The organism is Microbacterium sp. M, from assembly GCF_045181065.1.
GTDB lineage: Bacteria > Actinomycetota > Actinomycetes > Actinomycetales > Microbacteriaceae > Microbacterium.
In genome coordinates, this window is record NZ_CP173721.1 from 188,261 (window position 1) to 213,710 (window position 25,450).

Annotated in this window: 22 protein-coding genes; 13 read left to right on the forward strand and 9 right to left on the reverse strand. The window is 68.2% G+C overall.

The annotated features are described in order from the left end of the window. Positions 1-32: 32 nt before the first annotated feature. The 4 genes from ACI7YT_RS00915 to ACI7YT_RS00930 are packed head-to-tail and all read right to left on the reverse strand — an operon-like array spanning position 33 to position 4,715. Positions 33-1,340, reverse strand: coding sequence for a sulfate adenylyltransferase subunit 1 (locus tag ACI7YT_RS00915; protein ID WP_406248313.1), 1,308 nt, complete (start codon positions 1,338-1,340; stop codon positions 33-35). Then, complete coding sequence (gene cysD / locus ACI7YT_RS00920) at positions 1,340-2,260, reverse strand: sulfate adenylyltransferase subunit CysD (protein WP_406248315.1); 921 nt, start codon at positions 2,258-2,260, stop codon at positions 1,340-1,342. The genes ACI7YT_RS00915 and cysD overlap by 1 nt, the downstream gene beginning before the upstream one ends. After that, positions 2,257-3,000, reverse strand: a complete 744-nt coding sequence (locus ACI7YT_RS00925) for a phosphoadenylyl-sulfate reductase (RefSeq protein WP_406248317.1) — start codon at positions 2,998-3,000, stop codon at positions 2,257-2,259. The genes cysD and ACI7YT_RS00925 overlap by 4 nt, the downstream gene beginning before the upstream one ends. Then, positions 2,997-4,715, reverse strand: coding sequence for a nitrite/sulfite reductase (locus ACI7YT_RS00930; protein WP_406248319.1), 1,719 nt, complete (start codon positions 4,713-4,715; stop codon positions 2,997-2,999). Before ACI7YT_RS00930 ends, ACI7YT_RS00925 begins: the two co-directional genes overlap by 4 nt. 306 nt (positions 4,716-5,021) lie before the next feature. On the opposite strand from ACI7YT_RS00930, the gene dnaK reads away from it, so the two are divergent. The 5 genes from dnaK (at position 5,022) to ACI7YT_RS00955 (ending at position 10,463) form a co-directional block, all read left to right on the forward strand. Further along, complete coding sequence (gene dnaK / locus ACI7YT_RS00935) at positions 5,022-6,890, forward strand: molecular chaperone DnaK (protein WP_406248321.1); 1,869 nt, start codon at positions 5,022-5,024, stop codon at positions 6,888-6,890. Between the two features lie 2 nt (positions 6,891-6,892). Then, the gene (locus ACI7YT_RS00940; RefSeq protein ID WP_406248322.1) at positions 6,893-7,531 is read left to right on the forward strand and encodes a nucleotide exchange factor GrpE; all 639 of its coding nucleotides are present in this window, start codon (positions 6,893-6,895) and stop codon (positions 7,529-7,531) included. Positions 7,532-7,538: 7 nt separating this feature from the next. After that, a complete protein-coding gene (locus ACI7YT_RS00945) occupies positions 7,539-8,519 on the forward strand; it encodes a DnaJ C-terminal domain-containing protein (RefSeq protein WP_406248324.1) in 981 nt (326 codons plus the stop codon). 85 nt (positions 8,520-8,604) lie between these two features. Beyond that, complete coding sequence (locus tag ACI7YT_RS00950) at positions 8,605-9,042, forward strand: heat shock protein transcriptional repressor HspR (RefSeq protein ID WP_406248326.1); 438 nt, start codon at positions 8,605-8,607, stop codon at positions 9,040-9,042. Between the two features lie 47 nt (positions 9,043-9,089). Beyond that, positions 9,090-10,463 (forward strand): FAD-dependent oxidoreductase, encoded by a 1,374-nt coding sequence (locus tag ACI7YT_RS00955; protein ID WP_406248328.1) that lies wholly within the window; start codon positions 9,090-9,092, stop codon positions 10,461-10,463. Here ACI7YT_RS00955 and ACI7YT_RS00960 read toward each other — a convergent pair. After that, positions 10,397-11,122 carry a Pr6Pr family membrane protein gene (locus ACI7YT_RS00960; protein WP_406248330.1) on the reverse strand — a complete coding sequence of 242 codons (726 nt, stop codon included), beginning with the start codon at positions 11,120-11,122 and terminating at the stop codon, positions 10,397-10,399. The genes ACI7YT_RS00955 and ACI7YT_RS00960 overlap by 67 nt on opposite strands. A gap of 110 nt (positions 11,123-11,232) precedes the next feature. Continuing rightward, complete coding sequence (locus ACI7YT_RS00965; protein WP_406248332.1) at positions 11,233-12,150, reverse strand: hypothetical protein; 918 nt, start codon at positions 12,148-12,150, stop codon at positions 11,233-11,235. Between the two features lie 61 nt (positions 12,151-12,211). Between ACI7YT_RS00965 and ACI7YT_RS00970 the strand changes: the two genes are divergently transcribed. From ACI7YT_RS00970 to ACI7YT_RS00990, 5 genes are all read left to right on the forward strand, one after another. Further along, entirely contained in the window at positions 12,212-13,363 is a 1,152-nt protein-coding gene (locus ACI7YT_RS00970; RefSeq protein ID WP_406248333.1) for a DUF4185 domain-containing protein, read from the forward strand. Positions 13,364-13,500: 137 nt separating this feature from the next. Continuing rightward, positions 13,501-14,862, forward strand: coding sequence for an ABC transporter substrate-binding protein (locus tag ACI7YT_RS00975; RefSeq protein WP_406248335.1), 1,362 nt, complete (start codon positions 13,501-13,503; stop codon positions 14,860-14,862). 77 nt (positions 14,863-14,939) lie between these two features. Continuing rightward, positions 14,940-15,863, forward strand: a complete 924-nt coding sequence (locus ACI7YT_RS00980; protein ID WP_406248337.1) for a carbohydrate ABC transporter permease — start codon at positions 14,940-14,942, stop codon at positions 15,861-15,863. A gap of 1 nt (position 15,864) precedes the next feature. Then, positions 15,865-16,758 carry a carbohydrate ABC transporter permease gene (locus ACI7YT_RS00985; RefSeq protein ID WP_406248339.1) on the forward strand — a complete coding sequence of 298 codons (894 nt, stop codon included), beginning with the start codon at positions 15,865-15,867 and terminating at the stop codon, positions 16,756-16,758. A gap of 8 nt (positions 16,759-16,766) precedes the next feature. After that, a complete protein-coding gene (locus tag ACI7YT_RS00990) occupies positions 16,767-17,375 on the forward strand; it encodes a hypothetical protein (RefSeq protein WP_406248340.1) in 609 nt (202 codons plus the stop codon). Here the strand turns inward: ACI7YT_RS00990 and ACI7YT_RS00995 are convergent, their stop codons facing one another. Both ACI7YT_RS00995 and ACI7YT_RS01000 read right to left on the reverse strand, forming a co-directional pair. Next, positions 17,376-18,122 (reverse strand): SDR family oxidoreductase, encoded by a 747-nt coding sequence (locus ACI7YT_RS00995; RefSeq protein ID WP_406248342.1) that lies wholly within the window; start codon positions 18,120-18,122, stop codon positions 17,376-17,378. A gap of 8 nt (positions 18,123-18,130) precedes the next feature. Continuing rightward, positions 18,131-19,261, reverse strand: coding sequence for a glycoside hydrolase family 172 protein (locus ACI7YT_RS01000; RefSeq protein WP_406248343.1), 1,131 nt, complete (start codon positions 19,259-19,261; stop codon positions 18,131-18,133). A 120-nt stretch (positions 19,262-19,381) separates the two neighbouring features. Between ACI7YT_RS01000 and ACI7YT_RS01005 the strand changes: the two genes are divergently transcribed. The 3 genes from ACI7YT_RS01005 (at position 19,382) to ACI7YT_RS01015 (ending at position 24,624) form a co-directional block, all read left to right on the forward strand. Next, a complete protein-coding gene (locus ACI7YT_RS01005) occupies positions 19,382-20,365 on the forward strand; it encodes a LacI family DNA-binding transcriptional regulator (protein ID WP_406248344.1) in 984 nt (327 codons plus the stop codon). 87 nt (positions 20,366-20,452) lie between these two features. Then, the gene (locus tag ACI7YT_RS01010) at positions 20,453-22,996 is read left to right on the forward strand and encodes a GH116 family glycosyl-hydrolase (protein ID WP_406248346.1); all 2,544 of its coding nucleotides are present in this window, start codon (positions 20,453-20,455) and stop codon (positions 22,994-22,996) included. After that, positions 22,993-24,624, forward strand: coding sequence for a fucose isomerase (locus ACI7YT_RS01015; protein WP_406248348.1), 1,632 nt, complete (start codon positions 22,993-22,995; stop codon positions 24,622-24,624). Before ACI7YT_RS01010 ends, ACI7YT_RS01015 begins: the two co-directional genes overlap by 4 nt. 196 nt (positions 24,625-24,820) lie before the next feature. On the opposite strand, the gene ACI7YT_RS01020 is transcribed toward ACI7YT_RS01015, so the two are convergent. Then, entirely contained in the window at positions 24,821-25,396 is a 576-nt protein-coding gene (locus tag ACI7YT_RS01020) for a TetR/AcrR family transcriptional regulator (RefSeq protein WP_406248350.1), read from the reverse strand. Positions 25,397-25,450 lie beyond the last annotated feature (54 nt).

Genomic DNA, 25,450 nt, shown 5'->3' on the forward strand with positions numbered 1-25,450 from the left:
CGCCTCCTTAGACGGTGAGGGGTGGTGCAGGTTCAGTCGACGACGGTGGCGGCGGCGAGCGTCGCCCCGTCGACGGGGTGGATGAGCAGCAGCGAACCGGACGCGCGGTTGACCGCGTACGGCTCGAGCGGCAGATCGGCGGCGAAGCGCAGTCGCACGCGTCCGATCTCGTTCACGGAGAGGCGCTCGGCGTCCTCGTGCGCGAGGGTCTCGAGGTCGCGGCGGTCGATGACCTCGGCGACCAGTGCCTGCACGGTCGACGTGCCGTGCTTGACCAGCACCTTGGCGCCGGGGGCGGTCGCACGCGGATCGAGCTGGAAGAGCTCCACGACGGCCTCGCGACGGGACTGCGGCGCGGTGCCTGCCGAGGCGATGACGGCGCCGCGTGCGGCATCCACCTCGTCGGCGAGAGTCACCGAGATCGACTGCGCTGCCGTCGCGGACTCGGCATCGTGACCTGCGACCTGGATGCCGGTGATGACCGTCTCGTGACCGCCGGGCAGCACCTCGACGGGGTCGCCGACGCGGACGGTCCCGGAGGACACGCGCCCGGCGAAGCCGCGGAAGTCGCGGTAGCGCTCCGCTTCGGAGGCCGGGATGCGGGGATCGAGACCGCCCTGAGGGCGCAGCACGATCTGCACGGGAAGGCGGAACGCGGCATCGGCCGACTCCGTCTCCTCCTGCGTCGGGAGCGTCTCGAGCAGCTCGATCAGGGTCGGACCGGCGTACCAGGGCGTCTGCGGCGATCGATCGACGACGTTGTCGCCTTCCAGCGCCGACACCGGCAGGACGTGGATGCCGGACAGCCCGAGCTGCTCGGCGACTCGCTCGGCCTCGAGCTCGATCTCGACGAAGCGGTCCTCGTCGTAGCCGGTGAGGTCGATCTTGTTGACCGCGATGATCACATGCTGCACGCGCAGCAGCGAGACGACGGCGAGGTGCCGGCGGGTCTGCTCGACGACGCCCTTGCGCGCGTCGACCAGCACGATCACCGCGTCCGCCGTGGCGGAGCCGGTGACCATGTTCCGCGTGTACTGCACGTGGCCGGGGCAGTCCGCGAGCACGAAGCTGCGCTGATCGGTGGCGAAGTAGCGGTACGCGACGTCGATCGTGATGCCCTGCTCGCGCTCGGCTCGGAGGCCGTCGGTGAGCAGCGCGAAGTCGAATTCGCCGTGCGCGAAGCCGCGCGCACGCGAGGTCGAGGCGACCTGCTCGAGCTGGTCGGCGAGGATCGCCTTGGCATCGTGCAGCAGCCGGCCGACCAGAGTCGACTTGCCGTCGTCGACGGACCCGGCCGTCGCGAATCGGAACAGTGTCTGCTCCTGGAGAAGAGTCGTCATCAGAAGTACCCGTCCTTCTTGCGGTCCTCCATGGCGGCTTCGCTGATGCGATCGTCCGCTCGGGTGGCGCCGCGCTCGGTGAGCGTCGACCGCGCGACCTCGGCGACGACGGATGCCGTGTCGACGGCATCCGATTCGACGGCGCCGGTGCAGCTCATGTCGCCGACCGTCCGGTAGCGGACGACGCGGCGCTCGATCTCTTCGCCCTTCGATGGCTGGGCGAACTCGCCCACGGCCCACCACATGTTGTCGCGGCGGAAGACCTCGCGCTCCTGCGCGTAGTACAGCGGCGGCAGCGCGATGTTCTCGCGCTCGATGTAGCGCCAGACGTCGAGCTCGGTCCAGTTCGAGATCGGGAACGCGCGCACGTGCTGACCGGGGAGGTGGCGGCCGTTGTACAGGCTCCACAGCTCGGGGCGCTGGTTGCGCGGGTCCCACTGGCCGAACTCGTCCCGGAGCGAGATGATGCGCTCCTTGGCGCGGGCCTTGTCCTCGTCGCGGCGCGCACCGCCGAAGACGGCGTCGTGCTTGCCGGCCGCGATCGCGTCCAGCAGCGGCTGCGTCTGCAGCGTGTTGCGGGTGCCGTCTGGACGCTCGGTGAGACGGCCGTCGTCGATGTAGTCCTGCACGCTCGCGACCTCGAGCGTCAGACCGAGCCGGGCGACGGTCTCGTCGCGGAACGCGATCACCTCGGGGAAGTTGTGTCCGGTGTCGACGTGCAGCACAGGGAACGGCACGCGTCCCGGTGCGAACGCCTTGGTGGCGAGGTGCAGGACGAGCACCGAGTCCTTGCCGCCCGAGAACAGCAGCACGGGGCGCTCGAACTCGGCGACCACCTCGCGGATGATGTGGATGGCCTCGGCTTCGAGCTGGTCGAGCGCGGTGAGGCTCGTCGCGGGGGCGGTCGTGTCGATCGTCATACGTGGAGCCCGCATTCTGTCTTCGCCTGGCCGGCCCAGCGGCCGGAACGGGGGTCTTCACCGGGGGCGACCTGCTTGGTGCACGGCTCGCAGCCGATCGACGGGTAGCCGAAGTTCACCAGCAGGTTCACGGGGGCCTTGTGCTCTGCGGCGTACGCCAGCACGTCGTCGAAGCTCCACGCGGCGACCGGGTTCACCTTCACCAGGCCGTTGCGCTCGTCCCACGTGACCAGGGGCGTGTTCGTGCGGGTCGGCGCCTCGTCGCGGCGCACGCCCGTGAACCACAGTTCGTACCCGCCCAGCGCATCCTGCAGCGGGGCGACCTTGCGGCGGGCGCAGCACAGCGCCGGGTCGCGTTCGAACAGCTTGGCGCCGAACTCGGCATCCTGTTCGGTCACCGTCTGGTCCGGCGTGACGTCGACGATCCGCACATCCAGCGCCCGCTGGACCTCGTCGCGCGTCGCGTAGGTCTCGGTGAAGTGGTAGCCGGTGTCCAGGAAGAGCACGTCGACACCGGGCAGCTGCTCCGCCACGAGGTGGGGCAGCGCGGCGTCAGCCATCGAACAGGCGACGGCCGCGGCATCCGCTCCGAAGTTGCGGGCGACCCAGGCGACGACCTCGGCGGCCGACGCCTCGTGGTCGGTCAGGCTGCCGAGCTCGGCGTTGCCCTGCTCGGCGAGGGCCGAGAGCTCCTCGGGGGTGCGCTTGGTGCGGATGCGGGGGGCGAGGCTGACGCTCATTGCAGCGCCTCCTCTTCGGCGCGGTGCGCCCACTGTGCGAAGCTCTCGCCCTCGGTGCGGTCGGCGAGGTAGCGGCGGATGACGCGCTCGGCGTAGTCGGCGATGCCGTCGGCCGCGACCTTCAGACCGCGGACGGTGCGGCCGAGCCCTGCCTCGGCGCGGTCGACGCCGGCGAGACCGCCGCCGAGGTGCACCTGGTAGCCGGGGACCTGCTCGCCGTCGATCGAGACGAGCTGGCCCTTCAAACCGATGTCGGCGATCTGGATGCGGGCGCAGGAGTTCGGGCAGCCGTTCACGTGCAACGTGATCGGCCGGCCGATCTCGGGCTCGAGCGCACCGAGGCGCTCCTCGAGCTGCTCGATGGCGTTCGCCGCGTTCGCCTTGGTCTCGACGATCGCGAGCTTGCAGTACTCGATGCCGGTGCAGGCGATCGTGCCGCGGCGGAACAGGCTCGGGCGGGCCGACAGGCCGAGCGCGTCGAGGCCGGCGACGAGGCCGTCGACCTCGGACTCGGGGATGTCCAGCACGAGCAGCTTCTGGTACGGCGTGGTGCGCACACGCTGCGAGCCGTGCACCTCGGCCAGGTCGGCGAGGGCGGTGAGCGTGCTGCCGGAGACGCGGCCGACGAGCGGCGCGGCACCGACGTAGAACCGGCCGTCCTTCTGTTCGTGGATGCCCACGTGGTCGCCGATCGTCGTCGGGGTCGGGGCGGCCGGACCGTCCGGGAGGGGGCTGTCGAGGTATTCGGTCTCGAGCACGTTGCGGAACTTCTCGGTGCCCCAGTCGGCGAGCAGGAACTTCAGGCGCGCCTTGTTGCGCAGCCGCCGGTATCCGTAGTCGCGGAAGATCTGCGTGACGCCGTGCCACACCTCGGCCACCCGTTCGGGGGCGACGAACACGCCGAGGCGCTCGCCGAGACGGGGGACGACCGAGAGCGCACCGGCGACCCACAGGTCGTATCCGATGCCGAGTTCCGGGTGCTCGACGGCGACGAACGCGCAGTCGTTGATCTCGTGCACGACGTCCTGGCTGGGGTGCCCCGTGATCGCGGTCTTGTACTTGCGCGGCAGGTTCGCGAGGGTCGGGTCGCCGATGAAGCGCTCCGCGATCTCCTGGATCTGCGGCGTCGGGTCGATGAGCTCGTCCGCGGCGATGCCGGCGACCGGGGAGCCCAGGATGACGCGGGGCACGTCGCCGCACGCCTCGGTGGTGCTGAGGCCGACCTCTTCCAGGCGGCGCCAGATCTCGGGGACGTCCTCGACGCGGATCCAGTGCAGCTGGACGTTCTGCCGGTCGGTGAGGTCTGCGCTGTCACGGGCGAACTCGGTGGAGATCTCGCCGATCACGCGCAGCTGGTGCGTGGTGAGCTGGCCGCCGTCGATGCGGACGCGCAGCATGAAGTACTCGTCCTCGAGCTCGTGCGGCTCGAGCTGCGCGGTGCGGCCGCCGTCGATCCCCGGCTTGCGCTGCGTGTAGAGCCCCCACCAGCGGAAGCGTCCGTGCAGGTCGGTCGGGTCGATCGACGCGAAGCCGCCCTTGGCGTACTCGTTCTCGATGCGCTCGCGGACGTTGAGTCCGTTGTCCGCCAGCTTGAACTCCTCGTTGCCGTTGAGCGGCTCCGTGCCGTCGACGAGCCACTGGCCGTGCGGTTTCGTCGGCGTGCGGTTCGTGCGCGTGCGTGCACCGCGGATCGGGGTCTGCTGGGGCGTGGTCATGGGAATGCTCTCTGCACTGCTCGTCGGAGATGGCGTTGCACAACTCTGGCGAGATCGCGCGCATTCGTCACGCAGGGGTGACACATGACGTCAGTGGACGAAACATGGCGACACAGAGGGCACGAGTGCCGCCTGATGCGGTCTAATGCGCCTGTTCCGGAGGGTGGAGGGTAAAACTTGAGTGAACTCGTATCAACTTTGTTTGACAGCATCCGACCCTCGAGGTACAGTTGAGTCATCGCGACTCAGGTTTTCCTGGTCGCCCCGGATTTCCCATCAGGCTTCAGCAACAAGAAGGAGAAACACATGGCACGTGCTGTTGGAATCGACCTCGGTACGACGAACTCCGTCGTCAGCGTCCTCGAAGGTGGCGAGCCGAAGGTCATCGCCAACGCCGAGGGCTTCCGCACGACACCCTCGGTCGTCGCGTTCACGAAGGACGGCGAGGTGCTCGTCGGTGAGACCGCCAAGCGCCAGGCCGTCACGAACGTCGACCGCACCGTCGCTTCCGTCAAGCGCCACGTCGGCACCGACTGGTCGTTCGACGTGGACGGCAAGAAGTGGACGCCGCAGGAGATCTCCGCGCGCATCCTCCAGAAGCTCAAGCGCGACGCCGAGTCGTACCTGGGCGACACCGTGACGGATGCCGTCATCACCGTCCCCGCGTACTTCAACGACGCCGAGCGTCAGGCCACCAAGGAGGCCGGTGAGATCTCGGGACTGAACGTCCTGCGCATCATCAACGAGCCCACCGCCGCCGCTCTCGCGTACGGCCTCGACCGGGGCAAGGAGGACGAGCTCATCCTCGTCTTCGACCTCGGTGGCGGAACGTTCGACGTCTCCCTGCTCGAGGTGGGCAAGGATGACGACTTCTCCACGATCCAGGTCCGCTCCACCGCGGGTGACAACCGCCTCGGCGGCGACGACTGGGACCAGCGTCTGGTCGACCACCTGATCAAGCAGTTCAAGGAGACCTCCGGCGTCGACGTCTCGGGCGACAAGATCGCTCTGCAGCGTCTCAAGGAGGCGGCGGAGCAGGCGAAGAAGGAGCTCTCCAGCTCGACGAGCACCAGCATCAACCTGCCGTACCTGTCGCTGACCGAGTCCGGCCCGGTGTCGCTTTCCGAGACGATCACCCGCGCGAAGTTCGAGGACCTCACCAAGGACCTCCTCGACCGCACGAAGAAGCCGTTCGAGGACGTCATCCGCGAAGCCGGCATCAAGGTCGCCGACATCGACCACGTCGTGCTGGTCGGTGGCTCCACGCGTATGCCCGCCGTCGCCGAGCTCGTCAAGCGCGAGACCGGCAAGGAGGCCAACAAGGGTGTGAACCCGGACGAGGTCGTCGCCGTCGGCGCCGCCCTGCAGGCCGGTGTCCTCAAGGGTGAGCGCAAGGACGTGCTGCTCATCGACGTCACCCCGCTGAGCCTCGGCATCGAGACCAAGGGCGGCCGCATGACCAAGCTCATCGACCGCAACACCGCGATCCCGACCAAGCGCAGCGAGACCTTCACCACGGCGGACGACAACCAGCCCTCCGTCGCGATCCAGGTCTTCCAGGGCGAGCGCGAGTTCACCCGCGACAACAAGCCGCTGGGGACGTTCGAGCTCACCGGCATCGCGCCGGCCCCGCGCGGCATCCCGCAGATCGAGGTCACGTTCGACATCGACGCGAACGGCATCGTGCACGTGTCCGCCAAGGACAAGGGCACCGGCAAGGAGCAGTCGATGACGATCACCGGCGGCTCGTCGCTGTCGAAGGACGACATCGAGCGCATGGTGCGCGAGGCCGAGGAGAACGCGGCGGACGACAAGCGTCGCGCCGAGGCTCTCGAGCAGCGCAACCAGGCCGAGACTCTCGCCTATTCGATCGAGAAGCTCATCAAGGACAACGAGGACAAGCTCCCCGCCGACGTGAAGGACTCGGTCCAGGCCGACGTCGACGCCCTGAAGACGGCTCTGGCCGGCGAGGACGACGACGCGGTCAAGGTCGCGTTCGACAAGCTCAACGAGTCGCAGGGCAAGCTGGGCGAGGCGATCTACGCCCAGAGCCAGGCGGATGCCGGCGCTTCCGCCGGCACCTCGGCCGAGGGCGACGCCCCCGCCGGTGACGCCTCCTCCGACGAGGACGTCATCGACGCCGAGGTCATCGACGAGGACGAAGAGAAGAAGTAACCATGACGGACAAGAACTTCGACGACAACGACGAGGTTCGTCCCGACGGCGAGGGGTCGGATGCTGCGGCATCCGGCCCCGAGCCGCAGGAGAACCCGGATTCGGCAGAGGCCGCGGCCGCTGAGGGCTCCGATGCGTCTCCCGCGGACGACCTGACCGTCGAGGACATCCTCGGCGCCGCGCAGACCGGGGAGGCAGCGGCGGAGGACGCCGTGCTGGCCGACCTCGAATCCGCACTGCTGAACGACCTCAAGCGTCTGCAGGCGGAGTACGCGAACTACCGTCGGCGCACCGAAGAGCAGCGCCAGGTCGAGATCGACCGCGCCAAGGGCGAGGCCGCCAAGGGCCTCATCCCCGTGCTCGACGACCTCGACCGCGCCCAGCAGCACGGCGACCTGGTCGACGGCACGCCGTTCGCGGTGATCGCCGAGAAGGTGCGCACGGTCGTGGAGCGCCTCGGCGTCGTCTCGTACGGCGAGAAGGGCGACGAGTTCGACCCGCAGCACCACGAGGCGATCTTCCAGCAGCCGACGCCAGGAGCGGAGAAGACCACTGTGCTCGAGGTCGTCGAGGTGGGCTACCGCCTGGGCGATGTCGAACTGCGTCCGGCGAAGGTCGTCGTCGCCGTTCCGGCGGAGTAGGGGTCCGATGGCAAGCCAGGACTGGTTCGACAAGGACTTCTACAAGACGCTGGGCGTCTCGAAGGACGTCAGCGACGCGGAGCTGAAGAAGACCTACCGCAAACTCGCCCGCAAGTATCACCCCGATTCCAACCCGGGGGATGCCGCGGCCGAGGCGACGTTCAAGGAGATCAGCGAGGCCTACTCGGTGCTCTCCGACGCCGAGCAGCGCAAGGAGTATGACGAGATCCGCGCCATGGGCTCCGGTGCGCGCTTCACGGCGTCAGGCGCCGGTGCAGGGGGCTTCGAGGACGTCTTCAGCCGGTTCGGGCAGCGCGGGCAGTCGTCCGCCGACTTCGAGGACATCTTCGCGATGTTCAACCAGGGCCAGGGCGGCTCGTTCGGCTCAGGGCGCTTCGGTCAGACCTCCGGCGGCTACCGCGGCTTCGGTGGTCCGCAGCGCGGCAACGACGTGACCGCGCGGACGACCCTCGACTTCGTCACCGCAGCGCAGGGCGAGACCATCACGCTGCAGGGCGAGGACGGCAAGCCGTTCAAGGTGAAGATCCCGGCCGGGGTCGCCGACGGGCAGAAGATCCGTCTGCGCGGTCGCGGTCGGCCCTCGCCCGACGGTGGGGAGAACGGCGACATCGTCGTGAGCATCGCCGTGCGTCCGCACCCCGTGTTCACGCGCGACGGGCTGAATCTCCGCATCACGGTGCCTGTGACGTTCACCGAGGCGACGCTCGGCGCGACGATCGAGGTGCCGACGCTCGCCGGCGACACCGTGAAGCTGCGGGTCGCCCCCGGCACGCCGTCCGGACGTGTCCTGCGCGTCAAGGGTCGCGGCATCACGAGCAGCAAGGGCACCGGCGACCTGTTGGCCGAACTGCAGGTCGCGGTCCCGTCGCACCTCGACGACGCGGCTCGCGCAGCGCTCGAGGCGTTCGCCGCCGCCGAGCCGAAGGAGAACCCGCGCGCCGACCTGATGGCCAAGGCGCGCGGCTGACCCGCCCCTCGCTCGTTCACCCCTCGCTCGTTGAGCGAGCGCAGCGAGTCGAAACGCAGTAACCGATAAGAAACCCCAGGAGGTGATGGCGATGTCCCCCGATGATGACGACGCTCCGGTGTTCGCGATCGCCGTCGCCGCCGAGCTCGCCGGCATGCATCCGCAGACCCTGCGCCAGTACGACCGGATCGGACTCGTCGTCCCCGGTCGTACCAGGGGCGGGTCGCGGCGCTATTCGGCGCGCAACGTGCAGCAGCTGCGTGAGGTCGCCCGACTGTCCGGCGAGGGCATGAGCCTGCCGGCGATCTCGCGCCTGCTGCACCTGGAGGACGAGGTGCGGATGCTGCGCCGACGCGTCCTGGATCTCGAGAGCGCGTTGCGCGCCGAGCGCGAGAACCGTCCAGGCGTGCGCGTGTTCGCCGCCGGAGCGAGCGGTGTCATTCCCATGGCGTCCGGCCGCCGCATCCGCCGGTCGACCGAGGTCGTGCTGTGGCGACCGGGTGATCGCCGCACCGAGGACTGAGCCCGTCTCACCGGACAGCGAGGTCGTCGCGGTAGGGTGGCGAAACGATGAGGATGACACGTCGCACGCTGCTGATCGGCGCCGGGGTCGGTGCCATGAGTGTGCTTCTCGCGTCCTGCACGCCCGAGACGACGCCCACGCCGACTCCGACGCGCACTCCGACCCAGCCGCCTCCGACGTTCGACGGACCGGCGCCGACGCACTCGATGCGCAGCGCATGGTCGACGGATCCGTTCTCCCGCGGTGGTGCGAGCTTCACGCCGGTCGGCGCGCAGCCGAGCCTGCGCGCCGCGCTCGCGGAGTCGATCGAACAGCGCGTGTTCTTCGCCGGCGAGGCGGTCGACACCGAGAACCCTGGCACGATGCGCGGCGCCATCCGATCCGGAGAGCGCGCGGCGACTGCTCTGCGCACGCGCGCCGCTGCCGGTGAGCGCATCGCGGTCGTCGGGGCAGGGCTCGCCGGTGCCGTGGCCGCAGGTCAGCTGACCGCAGAGGGCGCCGAAGTGACCGTCTTCGAGGCCCGTGACCGGCTCGGCGGACGCGTCGACTCGCGCGTCGACGATGCCTGGCCCATCCCGGTCCAGCTCGGTGGCTGGCTCCTGGGCGTCGACGACACCGATCTGCGTGAGCGGTTCGCCGGCGACGACACCCGCCTGCTCGATCTGGTCGAGGCCGAGTGGCGCTCGTCCGACGGCGCGGTCGACGCGGCCGACGCTGCCGTCCTCACCGGTGCGCTCGAGGCCGCGCAGACTCAGCCGACGGACCTCTCCATCGCCGATGCGCTCACCGAGGCCGGTGCGGACCCCGAGGAGCCGACACTGGCCGCACTGCTCGCGGCGGTGACCGCGGCATCCGGCGGTGGCCCTGACGTCCTGTCGTCCTGGTTCCCGCCCGGCCTTCCACCGGAGAGCTATGCGGCGCCGTCCGCCGATCTGTCGGTCTTCATCGAGACGCTGCTCCAGGGCCTGGAAGTGAGTCTGTCGTCCCCCGTGTCGCGCGTCGCATACGACGACACCGGCGTCAGCCTCCGGCTGGGAACGGGCGAGTCGCTGTCGTTCGATCGCGTCGTGCTGACCGTGCCGCTCGGCGTCCTCCAGCACGGCGGCGTCGAGTTCTCGCCCGCGCTGCCGTTCACGCATCGCGGGGCGATCGCCGATCTCGGCGTCGGCGCGATCGAGACGATCTGGCTGCGCTTCGACGAGGCCTTCTGGGAGACCGAGGCGGCGCTGTGGCACGTGGTCGGCGGGGACGCCGTCATCCGCACGTGGTTCAATCTCCAGCCCACGACGGGAGAGCCCGTGCTCGTCGGTCTCGTCGGCGGCGATGCGGCGGAGGAGTTCGCCGCGCTCGGCGATCAGGAGGCTGTCGTCGCGGCACTCACGTCGCTGGCGCCGTTCATGCCCTCCGCCGACGCGGAGTAGCCCGTCCTCGTCGCGCGCCGTCGCGCGAGCGGCGCCCACGGGCTCGGCATCCGACTCACTCCGACGACGGCCGTCGCGACCAGCGCGAACATCGCCAGCGCGAGTGCGCAGGTCACGATGAACTCGGGCGGCCCCGAGACCTGGCGCGGGTCGAGGAAGTAGTACGGATACCAGCCGATCGACGGCCCGCGCCACAGCGTCACGATGCCCCACAGGATCGGGAACGCGAGGGATGCCGGCGCCACCCACCACGTGACCCGGCGGTGTCCCGGGGTGAGGCCCCAGGCGAGAGCAGTGCAGGCGGGGAGCCAGAAGTGCAGCAGCTGGTCCGACCAGGGCACGTCGATGCGGATGCCGCGCAGTCCGGCCTGCCAGACGATCAGTGCGAAGGCGAGGCCGGCGGTGATCGTCCAGGTGAGCACGAGCGCGAGAGCGATCGTGAACCACCGGGGGTCGGTCTCCCGCCGGAGGGCCAGCACGCCGCCGATCGCGAGCAGAGCGACCAGCGCGCAGTTCGACTGCACCGTGAGGTAGGCGAAGAAGTTGTCGCCGGCGACGGTGTTCGAGCTCAGCCCCCAGAACAGGCGATGGGTCAGGGCGCCGAGGCAGACGGCGGCGGTGAGCAGGCGCAGCACACCGAAGATCGTCCGCCAACGCACGCTGCCATCGCCTCCTCTCCCGCGCGGTCACCGCGTCATCTGGCGAGTCTACGGAGCGCAGGTGTGTGTGCGGTGGTCGGTGACGGGAGGTCGAGATCGCGAAGCGGTTGTCACTCCGCCAGCACCTCGACCCGGAATCGGTAGGCCGCTCCCTCGCGGTACGGCTCGAAGACCTCGAAGTTCTCGAAGGCCGGGCCGCCGGGAATGGGCGACGCGCTCGCCCAGTACGCCCATCGTGCATTGACGAGAACCTGAAGATGCGGGTGGGGATCGTCGACGATCCAGGTCTGTCTCGCGCGTTCACCGAGGAAGTGCCAGTGCTCGGCGGTGTCGGCCGAATACGAGACCGACCAGGGATCCTCTTCATCGCCGATCGCGCTGACGACCGCGGCATCGCCCTCTCGGCGAAGCTCCGACAGCGAGAAGCGCGCGTGCTCGGCGAATCCGGTGCCGGAGAAGCCCGGCCACAGCTCTGCCGGGGTGACCGGGAGATCGGCGAGTTCGAGCACCCGCAACCGGGCCCAGTTGCCCATCGTCGCGGTCAGGACCAACGCATCCAGCGGCGCGGATTCATCGGTCGTGAAACCGGCGACCTCGACTTCGTGCGGGCGGTCGGCGCGGAACCGCACGCGCACACGCACGCCGGCCCCATTGTCGAACCGCTCGACGCCGATCCAGATCGTGAGGGTCTCGACGCCGTCGACGTCCTCGATCACGCCGGCGGTCGGCCGCGCGGAAGGCGAGTCGCCGGGACGATCGAGCGGCCACAGTCTCTTGCCGTTCTGCCCAGGGTCGAGAGCGCTCGGCTCCAGCTCGGAATAGCCGCGCTCGTCATCACCCCGCACGATCGGTTCGATCGCGATGAAGTTCACCAGGCGGTTCTCGGCGTGACCGAGATACGGGGTGTAGACACGCAGCAGCCCACGCGGGCCGGGAAGCGGAGGGATGCCGATCTGCATGCCGTCCGCATGGCCCCACCGGGGCGGCGATGAGGGGGAGTCCGATGGGCGCAGCCAGTTCGATCGCATGCCGGATACGGTAGCTTGCTGAAATCGATTTCGCTAGAGTGGCGCCTGATCGAGGAGGATCATGCACCGTGAAAACCGTCGAATCCATCGCACCGTCAGCATCGCGGCATCCGCTCTGGCTGTGCTCACCGTCGCGGCATGCTCGACGGGGGAGGCGGTGACCATCGATGCCGACCCCGACAAGCCCTTTCGGCTCAGCGGGGTGTCGAACGTGACCGAGATCGCGCAGCTGACCGGCCCCGATGCGATCAACGACACGGCATCCGTGTCCGTGGCGGGGACGGATCTCGGATCGATGGTGAACGTCGGCGAGCGAACGCTGTTCCTGTTCGGCGACACGTTCGGCGAGCGGGACCCGGAATCGATCGGCGGACAGGGCGAGTTCTGGCGCTCGAACGTCGCGGCGTGGTCCACCGATGACGACCCGTCCGACGGGATCACCTTCGACGGCTGGGTCGAGGATGACATCGGTCTGGCTGCGGCGCTCATCGAGGGCGATCACGATGCGAACGGCGCAGGTGGCGAGGTCACGAAGATCCCCACCCATGGGTTCACCGTCGGAGAGACGATCTACGTCGCGTACATGTCGGTGCGCTACTGGGGCGACCCTGGTGCATGGGACGCCAACCACTCCGCGCTGATCGCGTCGCGCGACGGGGGTGAGACCTGGAAGCCCGTGCCTGATGTGCAGTGGCCCGGCGACTCAGGGTTCATTCAGTTCTCCGTGGCCGGTGTGCGTGACGAGGGGCGCGACTATCTGTACATCTGGGGGATCCCGGCCGGCCGCTTCGGCGACGTGCGCCTCATGAGGGTGCCGGCGGCGACCGCCGATGTGGAGGACCAGGGCGCGTACGAGTACTTCGCCGGCGTCGCTTCCGATCGGCCGATGTGGTCGCACGACATCGATGACGCGCGTCCGGTCGTCGAAGGCACCATCGGCGAGCACTCCGTGATGTGGTCGGAGTACCTCGAGAGATGGGTGATGACCTACTCCGATGCGGGCAACGCGTACATCCGCGAAGGCGTCACACCGTGGGGTCCGTGGGCTGAACCGATCGAGCTCGTCTCCGTTGGCGACCACCAAGGGCTCTACTCGCCGTACCTCAATCCGCGCTACGTCGGCGATGGCGGAAAGACGATCTACTTCACGCTGTCGCTGTGGGGGCCGTACAACGTCTTCTGGTTCTCCGCCGAGCTCGATCGAGCCGATTGAGGTGTTGCGCTTGAAATCGATTTCGCATAATCTGACGCTACCCGGTCGCAGCCGATCGATGTGCGCGGCCGTCACCCTCGGCATCCGCCGAACACAGCAAACGACTCGAGGACGAGTCGAGTTCCTGAGGAGGAACCATGTTGAGAACGACACGCACTCGCCGTCTCGTCGTCACCGCTCTGGGGGCGGTCTCCGCGGTGGCGCTGCTGGCCGGATGCGGCTCCAGCACTCCGGGGCAGTCCGCCGACGACGGCGACGAGGAAGGCGTCACGACCATCCAGTTCTGGCACCGGACCTTCACTCCGGTGGAGAACGAGTGGTACGAGAACATCGTCAAGCAGTTCAACGAGTCCCAGGACGAGGTCAAGGTCGTCGACACCGAGGTGCCGGCGGATGCCTGGGATCAGAAGATGAAGGCCGCGCAGGCCGCCGGCAAGGCACCGGACATCTACACGCATGCCGGCAGCATCCAGGATGCTGTCACGGCAGGACAGCTGCACGACCTGGACTCGGTGGTCTCCGAGGAGGCGCTCGGCGAGATCATCGACGCGGCGAAGCCGGTGTCCGAGATCGACGGCACCTTCTACGCCTACCCGCTGCTTCTCGAGCCGCAGACGGTGCTGTTCTGGAACAAGGATCTGCTGGATGCCGCCGGTGTCGACTCGGAGAACGGCCCCGAGACGTGGGATGACCTGCTCGCGGCGTGCGCCGAGATCCAGCCCACCCTCGCGGACGGGCAGTACTGCATCTCTCCGGCGCAGGATGCGGTGACCTTCGCGTGGTCGTCTGTCGGGCAGCAGTACAACTTCGCCGGGCACACGGCCCTCAGCGACGACTGGACAGCCCCGAACATCGACGATGACGGATACCGCGACCTCATGGCGAAGTACAAGACCCTCTGGGATGAGGGGTACATGCCCAAGCAGGCGCTCGCCGCGTACGTCGAAGGCAAGGACTTCGGTGAGGAGAAGGTCGCCTTCAAGGTGTCCGGTTCGTGGATGATGTCCGAACTCGGGTCCGACTACAGCGACGTGCTCGGCAAGACCGGCATCGGCGCGTTCCCGGATGCGTCCGACGGTGAGCGGACCGCGACCACGCTGGGCAACTTCAAGTGGGTCATCGACGCCAAGACCTCGAAGGCGGAAGCCGCCGGCGCGTTCCTGGAGTGGGCCATCGCAGGTGAGGCCGAGAACCTCGTCCCGTTCTTCGTCGACACCCAGTTCACCAAGGTGCCGGTCCGGCAATCGGTGCAGGATGCCGTCGCCGAGAGCGATGAGGCGGCCGACGCACCCTGGTCGAGCATCATCGTGGACGAGATCGCTCCCGACGCCATCCCCGAGCCCACCTACCCCTGGGACGTCTCGCTCGCAGTGGGCACCGCGATGGAGTCGGCCATGAAGGGATCCGCCTCCGTCGACGACGCGATCGCGACAGCCCAGTCGGCGATCCAGACGGTCATCGAGCGCGACGGCCTGGCGGACAAGGCCCCGGCGAACTGATCCGCGACTCGTGGGGACCGGTGATGCACCGGTCCCCACGAGTCTCGAACGCCCTGGTCACGAGAGAACGGTTGGACATGGCCACAGCAGCAGTCGATCGCAGGACGATCAAGAAGCGTCAGGACACGTACAGATATCGGGACGGAAAGGTGGCGTACCTCTTCCTGCTCCCCGTGGTCGTCCTTCTCGGGATCTTCGTCGTCTGGCCGGCGATCTACGCCGGATTCCTGTCCTTCCAGGATTGGAGCTTCTACAAGGACCCGGAGTTCGTCGGGTGGAAGAACTTCACCGACGTGCTGAGCGACCGGCTGTTCTGGGCATCCGTCGGGCGCGGCTTCGTGTTCGTGGCGATGACCGTGCCGCCGATGCTCGTACTGGCGTTCCTGTTCGCGAGCCTCGTGGTCAGCGTCTCGCGGCGCTTCGCCAGCATCCTGAAGGTGAGCATCTACATCCCGACGATCATCTCCTCGGTGATCACCTCGATCATCTTCGTGCTGATCTACGACTACTCCGGCGGACTGCTGAACTGGTTCCTCGGGCAGTTCGGAATCGACCCGATCGCGTGGATCGGCGACCCGGCATGGGCGCTGCTCGCGATCGCGATTCCCGCGATCTGGCTGGGGATGGGGCTCACCTCGCTGATCATGGTCGCGGCGATGGTCGACATCCCGCAGGAGTTCTACGAGGCGGCCGCCATGGAGGGCGCCAACTGGTGGCAGAAGACGGCGTACATCACGCTGCCGCAGATGAAGAACATCATCCTGTTCCTGCTCGTCACGGGTTTCGTCGCGGCCATTCAGCAGTTCGAACTCCCGTTGGTCATGACCAACGGCGGGCCGCTCGACTCCACGATGCTGCCGAACCTGTTCATCTTCAATCACTTCCGCAATGACATCAATGTCGGGTACTCGATCGCCGCGGCCCTCGTGATGTTCGTCGTGCTGGGGACGGTGTCCGCGATCGTGTTCAAGTTCGTCAACTCCGAAAGGCTGGTGGACTGACATGACCGTCATGCAGGAGACAACTCGCATCGTGCTCGAAGGACGAGAGCCCAAACGCGCCCGGTTGCCGCGTACGCCAGGATCCTGGTTGGTCATCATCGGCAAGGTCATCGCCGGCGTGCTCTTCATCGTGGCGGCGCTGTTCCCGCTGGCGTGGATGGTGATCGCCGGATTCAAGTCCAAGACCGAGGTCATCCAGACCCCGTTCCAGTTCTTCCCCGAGGTCTGGCGCTGGGAGAACTACGCGCAGATCCTCGCCGACCCCACGTTCACGCGGACGATGGGGTGGACCTTCCTCGGAGCCGTGCTGTTCACACTGCTCAACCTCAGCGTGAACTCGCTGGCGGCCTATGCGTTCGCCCGCCTGGACTTCCGGTTCAAACGGACGCTGTGGGTGGCCGTGATCACGACGATGTTCATCCCTGGCATGACGATCCTGCTCACGAGCTTCATCGTCGTCACGAGACTGTCCATGCTCGATACCCTGGCGGTCCTGGTCATTCCCGGCGCCGCGAGCGCTGCGACCGTGTTCTTCATCCGCCAGTTCTACCTGAACATCCCGGCGAGTCTGGAGGAGGCGGCGATGCTCGACGGCTGCGGGCGCGTACGCATCTTCTTCCGCATCTTCCTGCCGCTGTCCAAGCCGCCGTTCGTCGTGATGGGCATCACCGCGTTCCTCGCCTACTGGAACTCGTATGTCTGGCCGATCATGACCATCACCACGCCGGAGCGGTTCGTCGTGCAGCAGTACCTGGCGACGTTCCGATCGGAGCGCAGCAGCGAGCTCGGGCTGCTGATGGCCGGCTCGGTGCTCGCCGCGGCGCCCGTGATCATCCTGTTCCTGATCTTCCAGCGTCAGATCATCGGCAACATCAAGATGGCCGGGCTCAAGTAGGGAGTCGGATGCTGCTGTCATTGTCCGGCGCGAGCGGCGTCGGCAAGTCCACGATTCTCGTGGCGCTCGAGCGAGCCGATCTCGACGCACCTGTCGTGGGCGTCGAGTTCGACAGCATCGGCGTGCCGGAGGACGCCGACACGTCCTGGCGGCATGGTGCGATCGAGCACTGGGTGCGGTTCGCCGTCGACGCGCAGGATGAGGGGAAGCACGTGCTCCTGTGCGGCCAGGTGCCGCCCGGCGAGCTGCTCGCGGCGCCGTCCGCCGATCTCCTCGACGGCATCGCCGTCTGTGTCCTGACGGCCTCGGCCGACGTGCAGCGGTCGCGGCTGCTCGGACGCGGCGAGCAGGAGGACGGGCTCATCCATCACCTGCGGTTCGGTGCCTGGTTCGCCGCGCATGCGGCGGATCCGCGACACCTGCCCGAGGTCATCCGCGTGCCGAGCGCGGTGCCGATGGACTGGGAACGCTGGGCGGACTGGGAGTCCGGCGATGCACGCTGGCCGGTGGCGCTCATCGACACGGACGCGCTCACACCGGCGCAGGTGGCCGACCGAGTCGAAACCTGGGCTCGCGCCGCGCTGGCCGGCGACGCTCCGGCCGTCACCCTTCGCTGATCACCAGACCGTGTACCCGCCGTCGGCGATCACGTCGGATCCGGTCATGAAGCTGGACGCCTCCGACGCGAGGAACAGGATGACCGAGGCGACCTCGTCCGGTGTGCCGAGCCGTCCCATCGGCGTGCGTTCGCGCCACGTCACCCCGAGCTCCGGTTCGCGCTCCAGTAGCGCTGCGGTCAGGTCGGTGGCGATGTACCCCGGCGATACCGAGTTCACCCGTACGCCTCGGTCGGCCCATTCGCCGGCCAGCGTCTTCGTCAGGTGAACGACGCCGGCTTTCGCCGCGTTGTAGCTCACCTGCTTCTGCGGGAAGTTGCTGATGCTGCCGCTCATGGACGCGATGTTGACGACGCTGCCGCGTCCGGCATCCAGCATCCGGCGCCCGAACGCCTGGCACACGTAGAAGGTGCCGGACAGGTCGATGTCGACGACCTGTCGCCAGTCGGCGACGGTCATGTCCTCGGCGCTCGCCGACCGCACGATCCCCGCCGCGTTGAGCACGACATCCGGGGCGTCGAAGCGAGCGACGACATCGGATGCCGCGGCCTCGACAGCCTCGGCATCCGTCACATCGACTTGGAGGAACTCGGCATCCAGATCGGGATCGGTCACCGCGAGGTCGACCACCACGACCCGCGAACCCTGCGCGCGGAAGCGTCTGGCCGTCGCCAGTCCGATTCCGCGGCCGCCGCCGGTGATGACGACGAGTTTGCCGGAGAGGTCGGGATAGGTCGCGTGCGTCATCGTGCTCCTCACTCCTGTGGTGCTCGCGACGGCGTCGCACCGATGTCGGGCACAGGAGCCGTTCCTAGGTGAACCTCCAGATCGTCGGCGGTCGGCGTCTTCGGACGTCGCGCCGTCGGACGGTCGAGATAGAACACCGCGGTGGAGGCGATGTCGTCCCGCAACGGGAGGTACCGCCAGCCGCTGCGCCAACCGAGCGCCTGGATGTCGACCTTGGGGATGCCGGTGGAGAAGTGGATCGGGTCCGGCAGGTGCCAGCGGTACATGCCGAAGCGCTGCTGCGAGACGTAGAGGCCATCGGGGCGGATCACCTGCGGCATCCCCAGATACGGCGTCGAGAAGGGGGTGTAGCCCTCGCCGGGGATGTCGAAGTTCCACGCGCCGCCGAAGTAGTCCTCGGTGCCGGTGCCGCAGATCGTCGGATAGTCGGTGTCGTCGTCGAGGTAGAACTTGATCTCTCCTTCACCCCACCAGCCGTTCGAATTCACGCCCCACGCGATGTACGTCCCGACGTATTGTCCCTGTCCCTCGATGCCCTCGAGGATGACGTGCGGGGTGAGGTCTTCGAGCGGGTTCGACCGCCGCCATTGAGCGTGGAAATAGGCCTCGTTCGAATAGTCGCCGCCGATCTCATACGTCACCTGGTAGTACACGCGGACGTCGACCACCGAGGTGTTCTCGATGGTGAGGCGCGCGCCGTCGCGGAAGGGCATCGGCCAGTAGGAGTTGAACCCGCCGTGCGGATTCGCGGCGATGGCCTGCGAGTCGACCTGGGCGAAGACGCCCCAGCCGTTGCAGAAGAAGTCGCCGTAGGGCACTTCGACGGCCGGCTCCTCTGCACCGTCCCAGTACGCGCGCAGCAGGAGCGTCCGCCAGTTGTCGGTGTGCGTGGTGATCCAGATGTGCGTGATCCTGCCCGCACCGGGGATCGAGGCGAGCTCGAAGGTCTCGCCGGCCTTGATGTCGACGCTGGGTGAGATCTTCCATCCCCGGCCCAGGTCGCGAGCGCACGAGGCGCCCGTTCCCTCCGTGGCGCGGCCGCCCCCGCCGACCGATCCGTCGAAGTTCTCCGGCGATATCGATCGTGTCTGCACGGAGCGCAGCGCTGAAACGGAGGAGATGTCTGAAGCGAGTGCCATGGTCGATTCACGTCCTTGTGCGTCAGGTCTGGAGTCGCTGTTTAATGTAATCGATTTCAACAACTCTCGCCAGAGCCGCGCCGCGCGCGATACAGTGACTGGGCTGGGGGGAAGGTGCACATGGCCACGATCTACGACGTCGCTGAGCTCGCGGGGGTTTCACCCGCGACGGTTTCGCGCGTCTTCAACGGCACGAGCGTCTCAGCGCCGAAAGCCGACGCGGTTCGCAAGGCCGCTCGGCAGTTGAGGTTCACGCCCAATCGAACGGCTCGGACGCTGCGCCGCCAGAGCAGTGAGGTTATCGGACTGATCATCCCCGACATCGAGAATCCGTATTTCACGGAGATGGCCAGAGGTGTCGAAGATGTCGCATCCGAGGCCGGCTACTCCGTCGTGCTGTGCAACTCCGACGCGCAGTTGGAGAAGGAGTCCACGTACCTGCAGATCGCGATCGCCGAACACATGTCCGGCGTGATCATCGCGACGGCGTCCGAGCAGAGCAGTCTCGACGAGGTCCTCGCGACCGGTCGTCCCATCGTCGCGGTCGATCGGAGCACGACCTACGACGTCGATGGCGTCGTGATGGCCAACCGTGCGGCCGGAGCGTCCGCGACAGGGGCGCTGCTGGATGCCGGGTATCGGCGGATCGCCTACATCGGCGGACCTGCGCACATCGATACGGCAGCGGAACGCGCCGCCGGATGGCGTGACGCCCTGGCCGCCCGTGCACCAGAGGCGGCCACCGAGGAGCTCCTGCGTTTCGCCACGTTCCGTGTGGACGGCGGACGGGCTGCGATGGAAGAGCTTCTCGCGCTGCCCGAGCCGCCGGATGCCGTGGTCGCGGGCAACAACCTCATCGGCGTCGGTGCGATCCAGGTGCTCACGGAGCACGATCTGACGCCGCCCAAGCTGGGTGTTGCGGTGATCGGCTCGCTTCCGTTCACGACTCTCTCGCCGACGGCGGTCACGGTCGTCCGGCTCCCGGCGAGGCACATGGGCGTCACCGCCGCCAAGATGCTGCTCGAACGAATCCGCGGCGATGAGCAGCCGGCTCGGACGGTCGTGCTGCGCAATGAACTGCAGGCGGCCAGCGCCGTCCGCTGAAGATGGCGCGCGACAGATGTTGTCGCGCTTGCGGCTTGAAATCGATTTCGCGTACAGTGGCGGCATGGCGATCACAGAGGTGTGGGCATGACGACGCGAGCGCGAGGCATCGCGCACACGTCCGAGAGCACCGCCTTCCCTCTCGGTGGCATCGGCACGGGCAACGTCTCGCTCGGTGCGCGTGGAGAGTTCAGGGACTGGGAGCTCGAGAACGGTCCGGACAAGGGCCGGCACAACCCGTACTCGTTCTTCGCGATCCACGCGCAGCCGGTCGGCGGTCCGTCGATCGCCCGGGTGCTGGAGGCGCGACCGACCGGGCGCCACGATGCGGATGCGGGGTACGCGTTCGATCGGCTCCTGGGCCTTCCGCGATTGGCGGGGTCGACCCTGCGCGGCGAGTATCCGATCGTCGACATCGACTTCGTGGACGATGCGTTCCCGGTCGGTGTCTCCCTGCGGGCCTTCACCCCGCTGGTTCCGCTGGACGCCGACGCCTCCGGCATCCCCGCGGCCGTGCTGCGGTACCGTGTGACCAACCCGCTCGCCGTCCCCGTCGATGTCACGGTGGTCGGCAGCGTCTCGCACACGGCCGGTCGCGGCGAAGGCCCCTGGGGAATGCGTGCAGCGCAGTCCGTGCGCTGGCGCGAAGAGGACGGCATCCGCGGACTCGACTTCGGCATCGACCTCTCTGAGGATGATCCCGGCTACGGGACGCTGAGTCTGACGACCGCCGACGAATCCACGACGGTCAAGCCCCAGTGGGTGACGAGCTACTGGCCCGATGGGGCTCGTCTGTTCTGGGACGATCTGACCGATGACGGTCGCCTCGACGAGGAACCACGGCTGACGCTCGAGGACCGTCCACGCGGCCTGTTCGCGGAGACGGGCGACGACGCCGAAGAGGTCGCGCTCACGGAAGAGCAGATGCTCGACAAGCTCCCGCGCGTGCGCACCGGCTCCCTCGGGATCGTGCACGAGCTCGCGCCGGGGGAGAGTCGGGACTTCGAGTTCGTGCTGTCGTGGTGCTTCCCGAATCGCGTTCGCGGGTGGAAGGGGCATATCGTCTTCCAGGACCCGCATGCGGACGACGTCGTGAGGAATCACTACGCGACGCTCTGGCCGGATGCCTGGGCCGCCGCCGCCCACCTGCATCGCGAGCTGCCTCGGCTCGAGGCGGCGACGACGGCTTTCGTCGACGCGCTGTACGGCGGAACACTCGACCCCGTCCTCGCCGACGCCGTCGGCGCGAACATCGCCGCGCTGCGCTCGACCACCTGCTTCGTCCTGGAATCGCCGGTTTCCGCACTCGGCGACGGACCCGTGTTCGCCGCGTGGGAGGGGTCGTTCGACCATGGCGGATCCTGCGAGGGCACGTGCACGCACGTGTGGTCCTACGCGCAGACCGTGGCCTGGCTGTTCCCCTCGCTCGAACGCACGGCGCGGCGGGCCGAGTATCTGCTCGAGACCGACGGCACGGGCGCCCAGAAGTTCCGCGGCAACCGGATCTTCGGCGGCCCGTCGTGGTTCATGGGCCCGGCGGTCGACGGACAGCTGGGCACCTTCCTGCGCCTGCATCGCGAATGGCGCTTCAGCGGGGACGACGCCTTCCTCCGTGAACTGTGGCCGGCGGCGGCACGAACTCTGGAGTACGCCGTGCGGGAGTGGGATCGCGACGGCGACACTCTGCTCGACGGCGAGCTGCACAACACCTACGACATCGAGTTCCATGGGACGGAGCCGCTGGCGAACAGCATGCTCCTGGCGGCGCTTCGTGCAGGCGTACGCATGGCGACCCACCTCGGCGAACAGGAACGCGCGCAGCAGTGGGGCGACCGAGCAGACCGCGTCGCCGCAGCCATGGACGCCCTGCTCTGGAACGGCGAGTACTACCGGCAGATCATCGACGACCCCGATGCGCATCGCTATCAGTACGGTGACGGAGTGCTGTCCGACCAGCTGCTGGGCCAGTTCCACGCCTTCATCGGCGGGCTCGGCTACCTGCTGCCCCGCGACCACGTCGACTCAGCCCTCGCCGCCATCGTCACGCACAACCACCGCGCAGACCTCACCCGCCACGAGAGCACGCAGCGCGTCTATGCGCTGAACGACGAGGGCGGGCTGCTGCTCGCATCCTGGCCGCACGGCGGCCGACCCGGCATCCCGTTCGTCTATTCGGATGAGGTGTGGACCGGCGTCGAGCATCAGGTCGCGGCATCTCTTCTCTTCGCCGGTCGCGTCGATGACGCGCTGCGGATCGAACGCGCGCTGCGCGCCCGCTACGACGGGACGCACCGCAACCCGTGGAATGAGATCGAGTGCGGCAACCACTACGCCCGCTCGCTGGCGTCCTGGGCGCTGCTGCTCGGCGCATCGGGCGCGCAGTGGGACGCGCCGTCGAAGACCCTCGCGTTCGCACCCGCCGCGCCGGGGCGGTTCCGATCACTGTTCACGACCGGGACGGGGTGGGGTGAGGTCGAGATCGACGAACAGCAGATCGCCCTGACCCTCCGGGGCGGCGCACTCGACCTCGACCACCTCGTACTGCGCGATCGGACCGTCGCCCGCGACCTCCGGCTCCGCACCGGGGACACCGCCCAGCTGACCATCACCCACAACGGAGACCCATCATGACCTACACGCTCCCCGCCCCGGCATCCCGTCCGGCATCCGCGCCCCGGACGGCCTACCTCATCACCTCCGGCGACCTGCGCGAATCAGCCAACGTCGCCGGCTGGCCGGTGCAGGAGGCGACCGAAGCCGCAGTGACGCGCGCGTTCGAGGAGCTCGGCTGGACCGTCGTCCGTCCCTTCGGCGTCGACCCGGCGACCGGCCACGGCTACATCTCCAGCCAGCGCATGGGCCTCGAGGTGTTCAAGAGCATTCCTGTCGACGCGCCCCTGGTCGTCGCCACGGCCAACTGGCAGTACTCCCACCACGTGCTCGCCGGCCTCCGCACGCACCAGGGCCCGATCCTCACGACGGCGAACTTCGCGCCGGATTGGCCGGGCCTCGTCGGCCTGCTCGGCCTGAACGCCGGCCTGACCAAGATGGGCAAGCCCTACGCCACGATCTGGTCGGTCGACTTCACCGACGACTGGTTCAAGAAGGGCCTGGCGGAGTGGACCGAGACCGGCGCGATCACGCACGACGCCTCGCACGTGCGCGCTCTTCCCCCGCTGCCCGACTCCCCGGAGAAGGAGCTCGGGGAGGCGCTCGCCGCCGAACTCCTCGCCGACAAGGCCATCATCGGTGTGTTCGACGAGGGCTGCATGGGCATGTACAACGCCATCTTCGACGACGAGCTGCTGAATCGGACCGGCGTCTACAAGGAGCGGCTCTCGCAGTCGGCCCTCTACGCCGAGATGCTCGAGGTCACGGATGCCGAGGCCGACGCCGCCTACGACTGGCTGATCGAGCACGGCATGACCTTCCAGTACGGTTCGGATGCCGCGACAGAGCTCACCCGCGACCAGGTGCAGTGGCAGTTGAAGATGTACATCGCCGCGCTGCGGATCGCCGACGACTTCGGACTGGATGCCGTGGGCATCCAGTACCAGCAGGGGCTGAAGGACCTCGTCCCGGCATCCGACCTGGCCGAAGGCATCCTGAACTCCACCGAGCGCCCGCCGGTGCGCTCCCGCGACGGATCCCGCGTCCTGCACGAGGGTCGCGCCTTCCCGCACTTCAACGAGGCGGACGAGGGCGTCGCCGTCGATGCGCTCGTGACCGACCGCGTGTGGCGGGCCATGGGCCTCGTCCCCGACAACACCCTGCACGACGTGCGCTGGGGCGAGGACTACGACGGGCAGTTCGTCTGGGTCTACGAGATCTCGGGGTCCGTCCCGGCATCCCACCTCGGCGGCTGGGACAAGGCCGAGGGCTGGCGTCAGGGGCACGTCTTCTTCCCGGCCGGCGGCGCGACGATCAACGGCGTCTCCCAGCCCGGCGAGGTCGTGCTTTCGCGCGTGTTCATCGCCGACGGCATCCTGCAGGCCGACATCTTCCGCGGCTCGGTCATCGAGCTTCCGGATGCCGAGACGCAGCGCCGCAAGGAGGCCACCAACCCCGAGTGGCCGATCGCGCACGTCGTGCTGCACGGGCAGACCCGCGACCAGTTCATGGCCCGCCACAAGGCCAATCACGCGCAGCTCGTGTACGCCCCGGATGCCGAGACGGCCGACAAGGCGCTCGTCGCGAAGGCGGCGATGTTCGCCGGCATGGGGATCAGGGTGAACCTGGTGGGCGACGTCGCGGTCTGAGGACCGCGCCGGACCTGACACGGAGCCCCCTGAGGCGTGTCCGGGTTGGTGCGGGTCGCGCCACGGTCAACCCGCATCAGCCCGGACATCATTGAGACGCGTGTCCGGGTTCGTGCGGTCGATGCGCCTTCGCACCCTCGCGAACCCGGACATCCCGCGGCGGGAGGCCGGCTTGCCGGCACGATCAACCGCAACGTCAGGGATGCCGCGGCAGCAGCCCGTCGACGAGAGCGTCGACGATGGCATCCGTCGACGTCCCGGGGTCGATGGATGACGTGAGCCGGTCGAGCAGGAGGCCGTCGATCGCATAGTGGAACAGGGCGATCTCGCGGGCGCCGCCTGGGAGGCCGGCGGCGTCGTTGAACGCGACGTCGGCGGCGAATCCGGTGCGCAGCCATGACGAGACGGTATCGGCGAGATCGGGACGGCGCGCCGACTCCAGCCGCAGCTCGAACAGTGCGAGCGTGACCTCGCGCTCGGTCGACAGGCGCCGCACGATGTCGCGCAGGTATTCGGCGAACAGTTCGCGACTCGGCTCCTGCGCGGCTCGGTGTTCGAGGTCCTCCGGCGTCGGCGCGAGGCGGGCGCCGATCCGTTCGAACAGCCCGGCGATCAGAGTCTCGCGGGTGCGGAAGTAGTTCGACGCGGTCCCGATCGGCACCCCGGCGCGCTCGTCGATCGCGCGATGCGTGAGACCGCGTGATCCTTCGGTGGCCAGGACGGCGATGCCGGCATCCGCCAACGCATTGCGACGTGCTTCGTTCTTCGCCATGGCAGCAGACTAGCGCAACCACTGCACCTGTTGTAGTCTCTAACCACTTCACCT